This is a genomic window from Bartonella sp. SD1336NMGDW (assembly GCF_042193565.1).
GTDB classification, from domain to species: Bacteria; Pseudomonadota; Alphaproteobacteria; order Rhizobiales; family Rhizobiaceae; genus Bartonella; species Bartonella grahamii.
This window is the reverse complement of record NZ_JBHILW010000001.1, coordinates 204,621-220,806: the sequence shown is the minus strand read 5'-3', so window position 1 is coordinate 220,806 and position 16,186 is coordinate 204,621. Positions and strand designations below refer to the sequence as shown.

13 protein-coding genes and 1 tRNA gene are annotated in these 16,186 nt (G+C 36.3%); 9 read left to right on the top strand and 5 right to left on the bottom strand.

What is annotated here, in order from left to right; translation table 11 throughout:
• Positions 1-3 precede the first annotated feature (3 nt).
• Together ACFIKH_RS00975 and ACFIKH_RS00970 are read right to left on the bottom strand one after the other, a co-directional pair.
• Positions 4-1,101 carry a D-alanyl-D-alanine carboxypeptidase family protein gene (locus ACFIKH_RS00975; protein WP_375651675.1) on the bottom strand — a complete coding sequence of 366 codons (1,098 nt, stop codon included), beginning with the start codon at positions 1,099-1,101 and terminating at the stop codon, positions 4-6.
• Between the two features lie 718 nt (positions 1,102-1,819).
• Entirely contained in the window at positions 1,820-2,617 is a 798-nt protein-coding gene (locus ACFIKH_RS00970; RefSeq protein WP_375626067.1) for a lysophospholipid acyltransferase family protein, read from the bottom strand.
• A gap of 129 nt (positions 2,618-2,746) precedes the next feature.
• On the opposite strand from ACFIKH_RS00970, the gene thiD reads away from it, so the two are divergent.
• Positions 2,747-3,601 carry a bifunctional hydroxymethylpyrimidine kinase/phosphomethylpyrimidine kinase gene (thiD, locus tag ACFIKH_RS00965; protein ID WP_375626066.1) on the top strand — a complete coding sequence of 285 codons (855 nt, stop codon included), beginning with the start codon at positions 2,747-2,749 and terminating at the stop codon, positions 3,599-3,601.
• Positions 3,602-5,554: 1,953 nt separating this feature from the next.
• Here thiD and ACFIKH_RS00960 read toward each other — a convergent pair.
• Positions 5,555-6,037 (bottom strand): GNAT family N-acetyltransferase, encoded by a 483-nt coding sequence (locus tag ACFIKH_RS00960; RefSeq protein ID WP_375670770.1) that lies wholly within the window; start codon positions 6,035-6,037, stop codon positions 5,555-5,557.
• A 125-nt stretch (positions 6,038-6,162) separates the two neighbouring features.
• Between ACFIKH_RS00960 and ACFIKH_RS00955 the strand changes: the two genes are divergently transcribed.
• Positions 6,163-6,441 (top strand): hypothetical protein, encoded by a 279-nt coding sequence (locus tag ACFIKH_RS00955; RefSeq protein WP_375648287.1) that lies wholly within the window; start codon positions 6,163-6,165, stop codon positions 6,439-6,441.
• Between the two features lie 373 nt (positions 6,442-6,814).
• Here the strand turns inward: ACFIKH_RS00955 and ACFIKH_RS00950 are convergent.
• Positions 6,815-6,889, bottom strand: a tRNA-Gly gene (locus ACFIKH_RS00950).
• 185 nt (positions 6,890-7,074) lie between these two features.
• Between ACFIKH_RS00950 and ACFIKH_RS00945 the strand changes: the two genes are divergently transcribed.
• The 7 genes from ACFIKH_RS00945 (at position 7,075) to ACFIKH_RS00915 (ending at position 15,480) form a co-directional block, all read left to right on the top strand.
• Positions 7,075-8,052 (top strand): ABC transporter substrate-binding protein, encoded by a 978-nt coding sequence (locus ACFIKH_RS00945; RefSeq protein WP_375670768.1) that lies wholly within the window; start codon positions 7,075-7,077, stop codon positions 8,050-8,052.
• A gap of 62 nt (positions 8,053-8,114) precedes the next feature.
• A complete protein-coding gene (locus tag ACFIKH_RS00940; protein WP_375653472.1) occupies positions 8,115-9,011 on the top strand; it encodes an ABC transporter permease in 897 nt (298 codons plus the stop codon).
• Positions 9,004-9,798, top strand: coding sequence for an ABC transporter ATP-binding protein (locus tag ACFIKH_RS00935; RefSeq protein ID WP_015857078.1), 795 nt, complete (start codon positions 9,004-9,006; stop codon positions 9,796-9,798). The genes ACFIKH_RS00940 and ACFIKH_RS00935 overlap by 8 nt, the downstream gene beginning before the upstream one ends.
• Before the next feature lie 4 nt (positions 9,799-9,802).
• Positions 9,803-10,843 carry a DNA polymerase III subunit delta gene (gene holA, locus ACFIKH_RS00930; RefSeq protein WP_375670766.1) on the top strand — a complete coding sequence of 347 codons (1,041 nt, stop codon included), beginning with the start codon at positions 9,803-9,805 and terminating at the stop codon, positions 10,841-10,843.
• 1,934 nt (positions 10,844-12,777) lie between these two features.
• On the top strand, positions 12,778-13,707 hold the full coding sequence (locus tag ACFIKH_RS00925) for a prephenate/arogenate dehydrogenase family protein (protein ID WP_375626056.1): 930 nt from the start codon (positions 12,778-12,780) through the stop codon (positions 13,705-13,707).
• Positions 13,708-14,117: 410 nt separating this feature from the next.
• Positions 14,118-14,972 carry a YihY/virulence factor BrkB family protein gene (locus ACFIKH_RS00920; protein ID WP_375626054.1) on the top strand — a complete coding sequence of 285 codons (855 nt, stop codon included), beginning with the start codon at positions 14,118-14,120 and terminating at the stop codon, positions 14,970-14,972.
• A gap of 31 nt (positions 14,973-15,003) precedes the next feature.
• The gene (locus tag ACFIKH_RS00915; protein ID WP_375649209.1) at positions 15,004-15,480 is read left to right on the top strand and encodes a YaiI/YqxD family protein; all 477 of its coding nucleotides are present in this window, start codon (positions 15,004-15,006) and stop codon (positions 15,478-15,480) included.
• Between the two features lies 1 nt (position 15,481).
• On the opposite strand, the gene ACFIKH_RS00910 is transcribed toward ACFIKH_RS00915, so the two are convergent.
• Positions 15,482-16,177, bottom strand: coding sequence for a TlpA disulfide reductase family protein (locus tag ACFIKH_RS00910; RefSeq protein ID WP_375626052.1), 696 nt, complete (start codon positions 16,175-16,177; stop codon positions 15,482-15,484).
• Positions 16,178-16,186: the final 9 nt, after the last annotated feature.

Sequence of the window (16,186 nt, the reverse complement as noted above, 5' to 3'; positions counted from 1 at the left end):
AGGTTATGATTTATGGTTTTTTATAGAATGGTTTGCGTGCCTTTTATACGGAATATAGGGTTTTCTTAGTGGTTTTACTGTCATTTTAGGTGTTTGTGGCGTACGAATGAGGTGTACTGATAAAGGATGAGAAAAAGAAGGTGGAGCAGTGATAAAAGGAGAAGTGAGAATAATATTTCCTTGATCATCATATGAATTTGCATGCATTTTTATGGCTTCAGGTGTGCATGTTTGTTGTCTCATATTGTTGGCTTGTGTTATATTTCTCCCATAAGGTTTTAATGTTGCTAGTGTTAATTGGGGGCTTCCTTGATGCAAAAATCCTGTTTCAAGAAGTTGTGCAGCTTTTTCTTCTCTTTCACTTATGTTGTTAGCACCCAGAATGACAGCAATAATTGTACGTTTATTACGGGTGGCTGAGGCAACAAGATTAAAACCAGAGGCACAAATAAAGCCTGTTTTCATACCGTCTATTCCATAAAAACGGCCAATGAGGTTGTTTGAGTTATGCTGGATTTTTCGATTATTACCAAAATCAATGGCTGGAATAGAAAAATAATGAGCATATTGTGGAAATTCTCGACGTATCTGAACGGCTAAAAGAGCAATATCGCGTGCCGTGGAGTAGTTTTGAGAGTCTGGTAAACCACTTGCGTTCGCAAAATGCGTTCCAAACATGCCTAAACGTTTAGCTTCGCTATTCATTTTACGTACAAAATTTTTCTGTGAACCTGCAACAGCTTCACTCATGGCAATGGCTAAATCATTGGCAGATTTAACCATGGTGATACTTAAAGCTGTATCAAGTGTGAGTACGGAACCAGCTTTATAGCCTGAACGATATGAAGGAGCTTTTACGGCGTATTCGCTGATGGTGATATGTTTGTCTGGTGAAATTTCTCCTCGGCTCATGGCACGAAAAATAACATAAGCGGTCATTAATTTTGTCAAGGAAGCAGGATACCAACGCTCAAAAGCTTGATTATGTTTTAAGATATGCCCCGTTGTAACATCAACAGAAATAAAAGGCTGCGCTAGAGCAACAGCGCTCGATAAACTCAAAATCACAGAAAAAAATAAATTATAGAAGAGACGTTGCATTAATTTAAATCTAGTTCCTTCTTATTCGTTATTTAGAATTGTTTTAATGTAGCACACAAAGCTTTTAAGTCTAGGTTAGGGAGGAAAGATGGTTAATTGCTGTATTCGTTGTGTCTCGGAGATAAAAACCAATACTCATTTTTATTTTCCCCTTGAATTTGTTTTGATGGCTTAAGTATCTCAAGAAATACTTTTTAAATAATGAAGATTGCACAAGATTTCAGGTTCTTGGGGGATTGATGTTTCTCAGGAAGGAACGAATCGGCATAATCATACATTTTTCTTGTCCTCCTGGTAGGATAGCCCTCGGCACTTGAGATTAAGACGGTTCGTAAAAAGCATTTTAATCTTTTCTTGTATCGTTTTATTCACACAGATATCCTCGCTTGTAATGTGCAAGCAAACGATTCTAATTAATTCAAAATGGAATAGATTTGAAATGAGAGAATATTAAGGTATTCAGGGTTCTCATTCAAGTTGAATAAAGATAAAATATCCTTATAAATCAATATGATGTATGTTTTTAAACGATTTTAAAGAGAGAAAGAATTCTTTCTCAAAAAAATTCACACATCAATCATTTCTTGTAATGTACATGTGTTTTATAATTTTGAATTAGAAAGTTTGAAGTATCTTTCTTATATTTTTGTTCCATATACTCTGCTCAATATACCAATATACAAAGTGATGCATTATTCTGATCAATCAGCACATTGTTTCATGATGAATGATTTAGTTTTTGAAGTTTCTGAACAGCGTATGGTGGCATAGGAGGAGGGGTAGGATCTTGAGCTGCTAAGAGAAGCAGTTCATCACACGCTTTTTCAGTTTTTTGGACAAGTTGATCTAGAAAATCACGTTTGCTTAAACCAGCTTCTATCGGGGGAAGAATACGGACACGAATTGTTCCGGGATAGCGGCGAAAATTATTGCGTGGCCAATATAAACCCGCATTGTGTGCAATAGGCACAACTTGAAGCCCTAATTCATTATAGAGCGCGACAATTCCTGACTTATAATCTGGTTCTTGACCGGGTTGTCGGCGTGTTCCTTCGGGAAAAATCAAGATTTGGCGCCCTTGTTTTACTTTCTCTTTTGCTTTTTGTATAACCATTTTTAAGGCTTTGATGGGCGTTGTGCGGTTAATGGGGATAATTTGTGTTTTTGCCATATACCAGCCAAACAATGGAATCCACATCAATTCACGTTTTAAAATGAGAGTGGGGTCATCAAAATAGGGAACAAGACTGAAAGTTTCCCAAGCCGATTGATGCTTTGGAGCAATGATATAGGGTCCTTTGGGAAGATTTTCTAATCCTTCAATCTCATAACTTGTGCCTGCGATGTATTTTTGCAAAAAGAGTGTAACGCGCGCCCATGTTTTAGGGACAATCCATGCCTTTTTGCGGGGCATTAAAAAATAAACGGGAGCGTAAAGAATCATTTGTATGAGAGTTGTTGTATAAAAAGCGAACGTAAAAAGAATAGAACGAAGGATAAGCACTACATTTTCCATTTTATATCTATAAGAAGACTTCATATATAATATAACTCACATGAGAAAACATCTTCTTTATGTTTTTTCAAACATCTATTTTTTCGGTAACTTATTTTCCGATATTTAAAAACAGAAGGAAAGAGGTTGATGGAATTACAAAAAGATAAACTTTTTATTCCACGGATTTTATCTATTGCGGGAACAGATCCTTCTGGTGGCGCTGGAATGCAGGCGGATTTGAAGGTTTTTTCAGCTATGAAAACTTATGGTATGAGTGTGGTTACAGCTGTTGTTGCACAAAATACTCAAGGTGTGCGTTCTTTTCAGGCATTAGATGCTTCTTTTGTTGCAGATCAAATTGATTCTGTTTTTGAGGATATCCATGTTGATGCCGTTAAAATTGGTATGGTTGCAAATGCTCAGATTGCACAGGTTATTGCACAACGTCTTGCTTATCATAAAGCGCGTTTCATTGTTTTTGATCCGGTTATGGTTGCAAAAAGTGGTGATGTTCTTTTAAAGTCTGATGCAATTGAAATTATGCGTGACGTTCTTGTGCCGATGTCAACTTTGATCACGCCAAATTTGCCTGAAGCTGCACTGTTATTGGGAGGTGAAGTGCAATGGTCTTTAGAGACTATGTATCAATATGCTCCACGACTTTTGGCGCTAGGGTGTCATGCAGTTTTGTTAAAAGGGGGACATTTGAATACGCTTAGCAGAAATAGTACAGAAAATTACGATTGTTCTAGTCCAGATCTTTATTGTGATTGTGAAAACCTTTTTATGCTTGAAGCTTCTCGTCTTTCAACCACTCATGATCATGGGACAGGGTGTACCATTTCTGCCGCTATTGCAGCTCTGTTACCTACCCAACCCTTGGATTGCGCTGTTAAACAAGCAAAAGATTATTTGCATGGCGCTTTAACTGCCTCAAATGCTTTAAAAGTAGGGAAAGGGCGAGGGCCGCTTCATCATTTTTATGCATTATGGAAAGATTAATACAACAATTGATTGTGAAAAATCTTCACTCTATGAATTTGTTTCGTCATTATATGCTGTTTTGGATTTATGACTGGTAAGTGTTAGTGCATTGTAGTTTAACAGTTATTTCGTATTAAGAAGGATGAGAAAAAAATGTTATAATTTGTTTCTTTTATATATTTTTTAAGATTAATGTATCCTGTTTCAGAGGCAATTTTGAGTATAAAAAAGAGAGCAAGGAATTGTAAAATCAGGATTTGATAGAAAAAAGGGTAGGGGGAAAGGCCTTTTACAAGGCGATATTGAAACTGGCTGATCCCACTATATTTGCTGTTTATTATATTGGTTGCAAAACAGGATGAGCCAAAATCGTTATCAAAATTATTGAATATATCTAACATTTACAGAGTTTTTGTCGGCATGGGTAGGGTTTTCTAAATGGTAATTGATACGTCCTGATGGAATTATCAATGATTTTTCAGGCGATGTGGTGAATTTTTTCGGATATTACAACGTCATTATCCTCTTTTTATGGAACTGCTTTATGAAATTGCTGACATTTCAGATGAGCAGCTGTGAGGAGTTTCAACATTTAATACAGCAAGATCTAGAAACTTTCACGGATTTAGAGCGGGTTTTAAGGTTTTTATATTTATAGTGATTAAGTTTTAGCGAGAAAGTAGTTGATCGCTCAATCGGAGTTTCAATAGATCTGTAGCGTGTGGTTTAATCTTTTCAAACTTGAATTTTTATTCTGTCATTTAACGGATTTCATCATTAAGTATTTAAAACGATCTGATTTTATTGTGCGCTATGACTGTTCAACACCTTATTTTACGTTGATTGAAGTTATGTTCCTCATGTAAAATAGTATGCTTCAAGTAGAATGCACTTACATTGTTAATTCACATGTTTATTTTAAAGAGATTTCTCTCAAGGTGTGTCACATCCATCATTTATAATAACGTCCGTGAATGCTCTAAAGCTCCTATGAAGTGTATAAAGCTATTATGCTTCCCATTTTTATGTTTTTAAGGTGAAAGGGGTACCCCCTATACTATTTTTAGCTCCCAATGTTGCGATAAGCTTTGGTATTTTAGAGCGTTTATAAGAAGAACTTTTATTCCTTTCTTCAAGTGAATTTCATTGATACATCAATTCCGCTTGTGATGTGTAAGCAGATGATTGTGAGTGATTTAATATATAGAGATTTGAAATGAGATAATCCTATGATATTTGAGATGATTGCTCAATATGAATAATAATAAATTACCTTTATGAATCAAATTATTGATTTATTTTCGTGTTGAAGATTATTCTGGATAAGAATTTGTTCAAGCAAGAGGGTTATCGAAGGATGTCTACGCTGTTTGCACAAGTACAAGGGAAAATTTCTTTTGTCATTTCAAATGATGTGCCAGAAATCTCAAAAACTTAATTTATTCAAATAGTAGGTGAAAACAGTTTATTTCGTGTAAAAATAATACAATTAGCGTGAGATATTTCTCATTATCAACTGTGATATAAAAAAGAAACAATATACATAAAGGACCTTTAAAAGGGTTTTGAAGCTCCTTTGGTTATTGTATAAAGCGAAGATTTTTTCTATTAATTAACTAACAGACTAACCATCTAACAAACTATGATATAACTGTAGTTTTAAATATTTGCTTTTTCGAGTTTTTTATAATTATCAGTAACAGACAGTAAATTATCAATCATATCAAATAAAATTTTCACTTGTTCAACTTAGATCTTTTATAGATATCTTTTTTAAGACAATGATCCTGAAAATCATAAAAGTAAGAAAAATTGAGTGAGTCATTTGAAACAATTATATCTGTAATAACTTTTTTAGCTTTTCATTATCAGTATTAAAGGAGATTGGCTAAACTTTCTTGGTTGTATAGATTGGTTTTCTGTATTTGAGTTTTGCTGAAAATAATAAGTTCGCTTATCGATGAAAAGAATTCATCGCTCAATGATCATGTGTTTATTGGAATAAACTTTAAATTCACCAAAGTTTATAAAACCCAATTTTTTATAAATGCCAATTCCCTCGTGAGATGCTTGCATATCAATAACATGGCATTTCTTTCTTTTTAAATGCTTAATAGCAATTTTTGTCATGAATGTCCCAACACCTCTTTTCTGAAAATCTGGATTGGTGACAATATCATACACTCCACCAACTCCATCGGCTTTAATACAAAAACATATTGCTACAGGATTGTTATTTATATAACCAACGAACATCTCTACATCAGAGTCTTTTTTATAACAACGGCCTATTGTTTCATAAAATATAACCGCTTCTTCATCAAAAGGCTCGAATACTGATGCCATAACATTTCTGTAATCTCTAAAATCTTGAAGAGATTCAACTTCCTTGATTTTGAAGTTATCCGGCATAGAAGTAACATGTGAGTCTATATTTTGTGCTAAAGCTGCCATTCCTACCTCTGTTTCAACAAGCTCTAAACCAATAGATTAAGAGAACTTCATCAACTTTATAATGAGACGAATGAGGTCCAACCCACCAAGCTAAAGGTAGTTTTTGTGCATTAAAGGAATGGATTATGGATTTTGCTTGGTTTGTAGGTATAGTTTTTTGTAAACTTTTAGCAGAGACAATATTGAATGTGTCTGAAGCAAATGTTGAATTAACAGAAGATACTCCATTTGGAAAATCAACAACCTTCATTTTAGGGCATAATTTCGGTAAAAAACGTACCTTTGAAAAAAAGTTATTCTCTAACGATAAGTCAATTTTTGATTTGTTTAATATTTGCTCTCTTTGTAATTGCTCATCATTTTTTAATACTGGGGCTGTAAAAAATCCGTTAGCTCAAAAGTAATCCCAAATTCTTTTACATAAGCTTCTATAATCTGCAAAGCCGCAAAAGATCTGCTGCCAATAGTGAAAAAATTATTCTCGGGATGGCAAGAAATAAAGTTATTGTTGCTAGGCAGCGTCATGAACCAATGGGAATTGTTCATTTCGCTTTTCAAGCTTATTTTACACGGCTTTAACGACTTAACAGACAACAGCAACCTTCCAGAAAAAATCCGTCTAAGTTAAAAATTGTTATCTGATAATCTAAGACACCAAACCAATAGATGCTTCATAAGAAATTATGAATCTTAAAAAAACTTTGAAAAAATAAATTTGTAAAAAAAACTAGTGGCAAGCTACAGCTCCACGCAAGAACGAATAAATACAAAATTCAATGGAGCGGGCGATGGGATTCGAACCCACGACCCCAACCTTGGCAAGGTTGTGCTCTACCCCTGAGCTACACCCGCTTACCGATTCGATATATATCTTGCCTGTATGGCGTAGGCTTCTACGAATTGCAACAAAAAAATATCATTTTAGTTTGATTTATTTTGTCCATGTTTTAATAAAATGAAATAAAGATTGATTTTATAAGATTCTTCAGTAATAGATTATTCCTTTTTTAATTTTGCATAGAGAGGGGTGGAATATAATGTTGAAGAGAATAAATATATTGGGGATTATCATTGCAGCTGTTTTTATGATGAACAGTGTTGCAAAAGCGGATGACCAAGTTAAACACATTAAAGTTGCATTAACACAAATTATGGTCCATCCTGCTGCGGATGCTGTTCGTAAAGGTGTGGAAGATGTTCTTGCAGAAAATGGTTATAAGCAAGGTGAAAATTTTCAACTCACTTTTTTATCAGCGCAAGGCAATATTTCAACAGCAACGCAAATTGCGCGTAAATTTGTCGGTGATAAACCTGATGTTATTGTAGCGATTACCACGCCCTCAGCACAAACAATGCTTGCGGCAACAAAAACAATACCTATCGTTTTTGCGGCGATTTCTGATCCTATCGGAGCTAAAATCGTTTCTTCCCTTACCAAACCTGGCGGTAATATGACGGGGAGTTCTGATCGTATAGATGTTGCAGAAAGTGTTAAACTTTTACAAGAAGTAAAACCAGATTTGAAAAAAATTGGTTATCTCTATAATGCTTCTGAAGCAAATTCAGTTTCAACACTTAAGGTGTTAAAAGATGCGGCAAAAAAAGTTGGAATTGAAATCATTCCTTCATCAGCACCAAAACCTTCAGATGTTCAGGCGGCAACACGGGCTTTAATCGGTAAGGTAGATATCATTTTTATTCCCGCTGATAATACTGTTCTTTCTGTTTTAGAGGGTGCAGTAAAGGTCTCGCAGGAAGCAAATGTTCCTGTATTTACTGTTGATGCTAATTCTATTGGGCGCGGTCCCTTTATGACGCAAGGTGTGAATTTCTATGATGTAGGGGCTGATGCTGGGAAGTTGGTTGTGCGTATTCTAAAGGGTGAAAAGCCTGGTGATATTGATATTGTGCAGGCGGCTAATAATGACATTCGAATTGATATGAAAGCAGCAGAAAAAGCGGGGATTGTTATTCCGCAGGCAGTTATTGATCGCGCGACAAAAGTGATTCAATGACTTTCATTGATAGGATGTTGATACAATAAAATACGTTAAGTTTTCATGGGGATTGTCGTTACATGAATATATTTGCGTTTTCTGGCGCTGTGGAATTAGGTCTTATTTATGCTTTTGTGGCTATAGGGGTTTATCTCTCTTTTCGCGTTTTGGACTTTCCTGATTTAACAGTTGATGGTTCATTTCTTCTTGGGTCTTGTGTCTGTGGTGTCTTGATTCTTTTAGGTTTTAATGCATGGGCAGCTATGGCATGTGCTTTTTGTGCAGGCATGGTAGCTGGTTTATTAACAGCTATGTTGAATTTGCGTTTTGGTATTTTGAATCTTTTGGCTTCCATTTTAACAATGTCAGCACTCTATACGGTTAATCTTCGTATTATGGGAATTATGGGAGGATCTAATGTTAATTTAGCGCTTGCTGATACGGCGTTAACGCCCTTTTATAATCTGTTTGGTTTGTCTGATATTTTTGTGCGTCCTCTTTTCATTGGGACTGTATTGCTGGTTGTAGCGTTTTTGATTTGGCGTTTTTTGGAAAGCGAAATAGGTCTTGCTATGCGTGCAATGGGAGCTAATCCACGGATGGCTACAGCTCAAGGGGTCCATACGTCGGCGTTAATTTATTTTGGTATGGGGCTTTCAAATGCCTGTGTTGCACTTGGTGGTTCTCTTTATATTCAAACTGCGATTGCAACGGATATTACCGGTGGAATTGGAACAATTGTTTTTGGGTTGGCAGCTGTGATTATCGGTGAAACTTTATTTCGTACGCGTAATATTTTTTGGATTATAATCAGTTGTATTGTGGGATCTGTGCTTTATCGTGTGGCGGTACAATTTGCATTTGAAGCAAATGGAATTGGTATTGATACGTCGACAGATCTTCAGTTGATTACTTCATTGTTGGTTATTTTAACCCTTATTGTGCCACGCTATTGGAGGAGGCGTAAACGTGATTGAGTTTTCTCATGTTGGGGTTACATTTAAACCTCAAACACCTTTGGAAAAACAGGCTTTGATTGATATTAACCTTAAAATCGATCAGGGTAGTTTTGTTACGGTTATTGGTTCAAATGGCGCTGGTAAATCAACCTTGCTCAGTGTTTTAGCGGGTGCAACGCTTCCCTCAACAGGGAAAGTGGTTATCAATGGGCAAAATGTTTCTAGGCAATCAGTTAGTGAACGCGCTGGAAAGGTTGCTTGTGTTTTTCAAGATTCTTTGATAGGCAGTTGTGGTTCTTTAACAATTGAAGAAAATTTGGCTCTTGCTGCTCTTCGAGGAAGTCGTCGTGGTTTGCGTTCGGCTTTAAACCATGAGAAACGGCAATTTTTTCGAGAAAAAATTGCTCAATTAGGCATTGGTCTTGAAGCATATATTCATAATCCTATGGACAGTTTATCAGGTGGGCAACGCCAAGCTGTTTGCCTTGTGATGGCAACATTAGCTCATGCGGATGTTTTATTGCTTGATGAACATACCTCAGCGCTTGATCCTGGAATGGCTGATTTTGTGATGCGGTTGACTGAAAAAATTGTTGAAGAGAAAAAATTAACGACTATCATGGTGACTCATTCTATGCGCCAGGCTCTTGATTATGGTGATCGCACCTTGATGTTGCATGGTGGAAAAGTGATTTTGGATGTCTGTCATGAAGAGCGTAAGGGCTTGGATGTCAATGACTTAATTGGCATGTTTCAGAAAGTTCGCGGGGAAGTTCTTGATGATGATGAACTGTTAATGGATTAATAATGTGGCTCAGAAAAAAGCACATGAAGTTGATCAGTTTTTAACGCGTTTTTCACGTGCTTTTCCTATTGTTCTCATTTATGGGCCAGATCGTGGTCTTGTTTGTGAGCGTGCACAATGTTTTGCAAAACTTACAAAGGTAGCAATAGAAGATCCATTTTCGACAATTCGTTTGGATGCTGCTGAAATTGATAAAGATCCTGCGCGTTTGGAAAATGAAGCGCGTACGTTATCGCTTTTTGGGGGAGATCGTTTGATATGGATCTCTAATGCGGCTAATCAAAAAGGTTTTCTTGCTGCCTTAAAACTTTTAATTGAGAAGCCACCAGAAGCTTGTTTTATACTCATTGAATCAGGGGATTTAAAAAAAGGAACAGGGTTGCGCAATGCTGTTGAAACAGCATCAAAAGCAATGGCTTTGCCCTGTTTTGCAGATGATATGCGTTCTCTTGACGGTTTGATTGATGAGGTTTTAGGGCAGTTTAAGAAGACTATTTCTTTGGATGCACGTAGATGGTTACATGAAAGTTTAGGGGCGGATCGCCTTGTATCACGAGGTGAATTAGAAAAGCTTTGTCTTTACGCTGCAAATGTTCATATTACTCTTGAAGATGTCAAAGCTGTTGTAAGCGATGTCAGTGCTCTTTCTCAAGATGAAGTCATTGATGCTCTTTTATTGGGCGATATATCAGGCTTTGAAGCGCATTTTAACCGACATGCAGCATTGCATGGGGCGCTTTTTTTCATTTTGAGTGCAGCACAAAGGCACTTTCAGCAATTACAGCTATTGCGTTATCAGGTAGAAGTTGAAGGAAAATCGCCTTTTACGGTGGTTTCTCAAGCACGGCCTCCCATTTTTTTTCAACGGAAAAAGACAGTTGAACAAGCTTTAAAATATTGGAAGTTAGAACAGATTTCCTACGCAATGGAAAGAATTCAGGGTGCTGTTTTAGACAGCCGTAAAAATCCACTTTTGGGTGAAGCTATCATTCGTCAAGTTTTGTTAGGGCTTACAATTATTGCACGACGCCAGATGGCAGCTTAACAGTTTAGAAATATGATGATTTTTTATTTTTAGTACGCCACAGAGGTGTTTTCAGCAATTAAAACTGTTGTGTTATCAAGTAGAGGTTAGTTGTAGTTTTGAAGTTGCATTTGAAGAGCTTGAAATTTTTATAGAAACTTTTCTTCAGAAAAATTATTTATCTTTGAAAGGCAGTTTTTACACGGTTTTATTATCTTGTTGTGTCGTAAAACACTGTTGGTTCGTGATATAGGGCTCAGGCAAAATTTACGTATTCGGTGTTTTTTGTGTGAGTATGGGGTGAATATTAGGCTAGTTCATAGCGCCTTAATGGAGTAACATCCCTCATGCAAAACAGAGCATCTCAAACAACAGAAGACACTTGTATGGTAGATTCATACGCTTTCTTAGAAATATTTCTCAATGCGCGCATATCTATTTCGCGGCGGTGTTTATGAATGGTATAATGGTAAAGTGCTCCTTGAAGAATATAAAATCCATAGAGCATCACTATTTTTACGCTTAATAAAAGTGCAAGCCAGAGCATCATCATATATTTGTCTAGTCTCTAATTTGCTACAGTTTTTGGCATTAGAGAGCGTTTTGCATCATTTTTTTCTCACATGTCTTCTTGTGACGTGCAGACAAGAGAGTTTGTGATGGAAGAATTTTACCGTATTTGAAGTTATGATTCAAATTGAAAAACAATTATTATATTTATAAATCAATATATTATAGATTAATTGAATCACTTAAAATAGTGAATTAGTAGAATCTTTTAGACAAGAAAATGAATTGTTTGCAGATCGGTATGAACTAAGAATCTTCGTGGGATGAGGAGAAAGTCAAAATAGATTATGATGAAAACGACAGTACCTATGAGGAGATTTTTATTTTTGATACAGAGATGATTATCTTAGCAATGAATGTGTCTCATAAACAGAGCAAGCCATTGTTTATTATTATAACTCATCATTTTTCATATTGAGTCAATCAAAACGATGTCTTTTGCACGTCATAAGTGGGGGCGTGTGGATAAAAACTGTGCAAGAAAGCACTAAAAATGCCTCTTATGAATGCTCTCAAATTCCAAGGGTTTTTGCAACATTGGAGGTAGGCAAATATAATGATAGTGTTTTATTAAGTGTGAAGAGGGTCGTGCTTAATGGATTTATAGTTATAACATTTACAAACACTGTCGTGAGATAGGCTGGGGAGAGAGATGTCTTTTTAAAACAAACGCATGAATTTGCAATCCAAATCTATCCTGTTTAGGGCGCTTTGTTTTACGTGAGGGGTATGGCTCCATTAAAGGGATATTCGGTGTTTTGTTATCAAACTTTTTCTTTATTGAGAGAGCGTGTTTTTCTCATATTTGTTTGATTTACGGTATCAGGAATCGGGAGAGGAAAATGTTTTTAATGGTATTTTTTGTATGCGTTATTTTACGGTGTTTTCAATATTCATAAAACTTGTGTTGATGTTGTAGGTGGAGGCGTAATACATTCTTATATAGGTCTGATGTACAAATTAATGAACGTATTGGGATAATTTGGAAAGAGTTGGTGTCTGCTTACGCTTTTGATGTGTTTTTTGTGAGTAAATTAGTAAGATTTAGTAAGATAAAGTAAATTGATGAGATTTTATGTAGAGTCGTTGTTATCTTAATTGAGAGTGCATTTAATTTTTGTTTCAGTGATGCGCTTTGATCAGTAATTAAGTGGGAGTTTTAGAGCGTGATGTTAGATTTCTCGTCATTTATTTTTAATGTATTTTCTAGGTAAAATGATCTGTTGTCAGCTTGCGCAGGTGATGATTGGTAAACTGCGTTATTCTTTATTTCCTAGTTGTCGTTTTTTAATGTTTTACGCATAACTCTTGAACAAACAGACAGGAAAATTATGATTTTACAATTGTTTTTATTGCCATTTGCAAAGAATCTTTGAAGGTGAAAGATGCGCCATATTCAATTTGAAAAAATAGCACTCATTGGAATCGGTCTGATTGGATCTTCTTTAGCAAGAGTTATTAAAAAGAAAAATCTTGCGGCTCAAATTTCTATTGCAACACGTCGTTCAGAAACCTTGAAAAGAGCGCGCGAATTGGAGCTTGGGGACTTTTATACGACAGATAATGCAAAAGCTGTTGAAGGAGCAGATTTGGTTATTCTTTCTGTTCCTGTTGGGGCTAGTGCAGAAGTAGCAAAAAACATTCGTGATCATTTAAAACCTGGAGCGATTGTGAGTGATGTTGGTTCTACGAAAGCGTTGGTTATTGCGGAAATGGCACCTTTATTGCCAAAAACAGTTCATTTTATTCCAGGGCATCCAATTGCTGGAACGGAATATTCAGGACCAGATGCTGGTTTTGCTGATTTATTTATGAATCGTTGGTGTATTTTAACGCCTTTTGCTGAGAGTGATGCTGCTGCTGTCGCACAATTAACAGCGTTTTGGGAAGCTTGTGGTGCGCGTGTCGAAAAGATGGATCCTAAACATCATGATCTTGTTTTGGCTATTGTTTCGCATTTGCCGCATTTGATTGCTTATAATACTGTTGGGACAGCGAGTGATTTAGAAAAAGTAACAAATTCAGAAGTCATTGCTTATTCCGCTTCCGGTTTTCGTGATTTTACACGTTTAGCATCTTCTGATCCCGTTATGTGGCGCGATATTTGTTTGCATAATAAGGATGCTATTTTAGAAATGTTGAGCCGTTTTAGTGAGGGGCTTGCTTTTTTAGAGCAGGCAATTCGTTTAGGAGATGGTGAGACATTGTTTAACTTTTTTACACGTACGCGTGCTGTACGTCGCAATATTATTGATGCTGGACAGGAAATTGATGCTCCTGATTTTGGACGTCAGAGTGTTTCTAAAAAAGGGTGAATAAAAGCAAGGTTTTTTTGTTGAATTTCATTGGTTTTTTCTAGAAATCGATAAGAAGTTTTTTCTTTATTCAGTCATAGATGGCAATAAAAAAGAGTGGCGATTGCTTCGATACAGATAACTATGACTTCAAAAGGTTTTATGTGTGCAAGATTATCGTGCTTAACTCTCTATAGGGCATATGATGTACAGAAGAGGTTACTGATCTATAGAAGAGACAAAAAAATGAAGTCGTTGTAGAATTTCATATAGTGGGTTGTTGTTTTTGTTTTAGTATAAAGTCAGGCTTGACCGTGTTGATTATTGCCCTTTATATTACAACATCGGAAGATGTTTGTTTGCAGAGTTTTGATGATTTTTATAAAGCTTGAAATAGACAGAGGAAGAGTTTTACCAGAAAGTATAGAGATTTGTTAAGAAATATCTTTAGGTATAGCTATCGTATCCTTGTTGACGCAGTAAGCCATTATTGGCGTGATAATGGGAGTGCTTTTGCAAGCCATGTCGCGCTCTCTGGGCTTTTAGCATTTTTTCCTTTTTTTATTTTTGGAACTTCTCTTGCCAGTTTTCTTGGTGCTTTTACATATACACCGCAAAAAATCAAAGCTTTGGTGCAGTTATTACCAGATGTCATTGCAGAGCCTTTATCTCAGGAAATTATCAATGTTTTAACCATACAGCGGGGGGGAGTGTTGACAGTTTCTGTCATTGGAGCGGCTTATTTTGCCTCTAATGGGGTAGAGGCGTTACGTACAGCTTTAAATAGAGCTTATCGTGTTGTTGATCGGCGTAGCTTGTTGTTTTGTCGTTTTCAAAGTTTGTTTTTTGTGATTCTTGGAGCTGTTGGTCTTATTGTGATCAGCGTTTTGTTGATTTTAACACCTCTGCTTATCAAGATTATGCAAAATCATTCTTTTTTCATTACAGAATATATCGGTGTCATTCGTCTATGGCGTTACATAATCGCAGCGGTTGTTCTCTTTGTAAGTCTTTTGATTGTGCATAAATGGCTACCAGCAGAGCGGCGGAAGTTTATAGATATTTTACCAGGAATTGTACTGACAATGTTTGTATGGTTTATGGCTTCAATTGCTTTTGCACAATATTTGACAATGTTTGATTATATTTCTACCTATGCAGGGTTAGCATCTATTATGGTTGCTATTATTTTTCTTTACATCTTGAGTGCAATTTTTATTTTGGGAGGAGAAATAAACGCGGCGATAATGTTTTATCGCAAGCATTTGCAACATTCAGATGGATGAAAGAACTTAACTATTGCGTGAAAGCCAAGGTATGAATATCCCAATAAAGCCTGCTATTACTTTGTTGATTGATGCGGATGCTTGTCCTGTAAAAGATGAAGTTTATCGTGTGATGAATCGTTATCAGCTTAAGACATTTGTTGTGGCAAATCGTTTTTTTTCCCTTCCAGATGAAGCACTCATTGAAAGAGTGGTCGTTGCTGGTGAATTCAATTGTGCTGATGATTGGATCGTAGAACATGTGCATGAGGCAAGTATCGTTATTACCAGTGATATTCCTTTAGCAGCACGGGTTGTGCAAGCTGGGGGTTTTTGTCTTTCGCCAACGGGGCGTATTTTTGATGTAAATTCAATTGGTCAGGCTTTGGCGATGCGCAATTTGATGGAAGATTTGCGTGGACAGGGCAGTATAATAGGTGGTCCCCGTCCTTTTTCTCGTAAAGACCGTTCTGCCTTTTTGTCAGCACTGGATCTTGTTATACAACGTTTAAAAAGAAGCGGTTATTAGGTTATAGGGCTTCTTTTATAACAGCTTTTATAAGTGCTTTGGCATCGTCATTGGCCCATGGAGCTGCACCATTGAAGGAAGCAATGAGATATCCCTCTTTATCGATGAGAAATGTAATGGGGAGTCCTAAAGCAAGCCCCTGTTTTCTAACATTGTTGAAAATATCCATTGTTTCATCGCGATAGTAAAGCAAATTATCCGCATGAATATTCTGTAAAAATTGCTGAATTTTTTCAGGAGAAGCAGTTTTATCGATATTAATAGCTATGACATCAAAGTTTTCTCCACCTAATTCATGTTTTAATTGCGCAAGTTCTGGCATTTCTGTGCGGCAAGGTGCACACCAAATAGCCCATAGATTGACCAGCATCGGTTTTCCAGTAAATTCGCTGAGTGTGCGCTCTTTTCCTCGAATGTCCTTGAAAGAGAGTTTCTTCATATCTGAGGGCGTATCAGCAAATCTTATGTGGCTAAAAAAGCCTTTTGCTGCTTTTCGGATCGCCATCATTTTTTCTGCTCGTGCTTTATCAATGTTTATTTTTTGTGCTTGTGCTGCTGAAATGAAATTGAAAAGAAAAGACTCTCTTTTGGTATCGTAGTTTATGGTTGCGTATAAACTCAATGCAATGATAAAGAAAGCAAGGGAGAATTGCCTTTTTTTATTGTTTTTTTCGCTGATGAAAATTTGAAAAATCATAATTTTGTC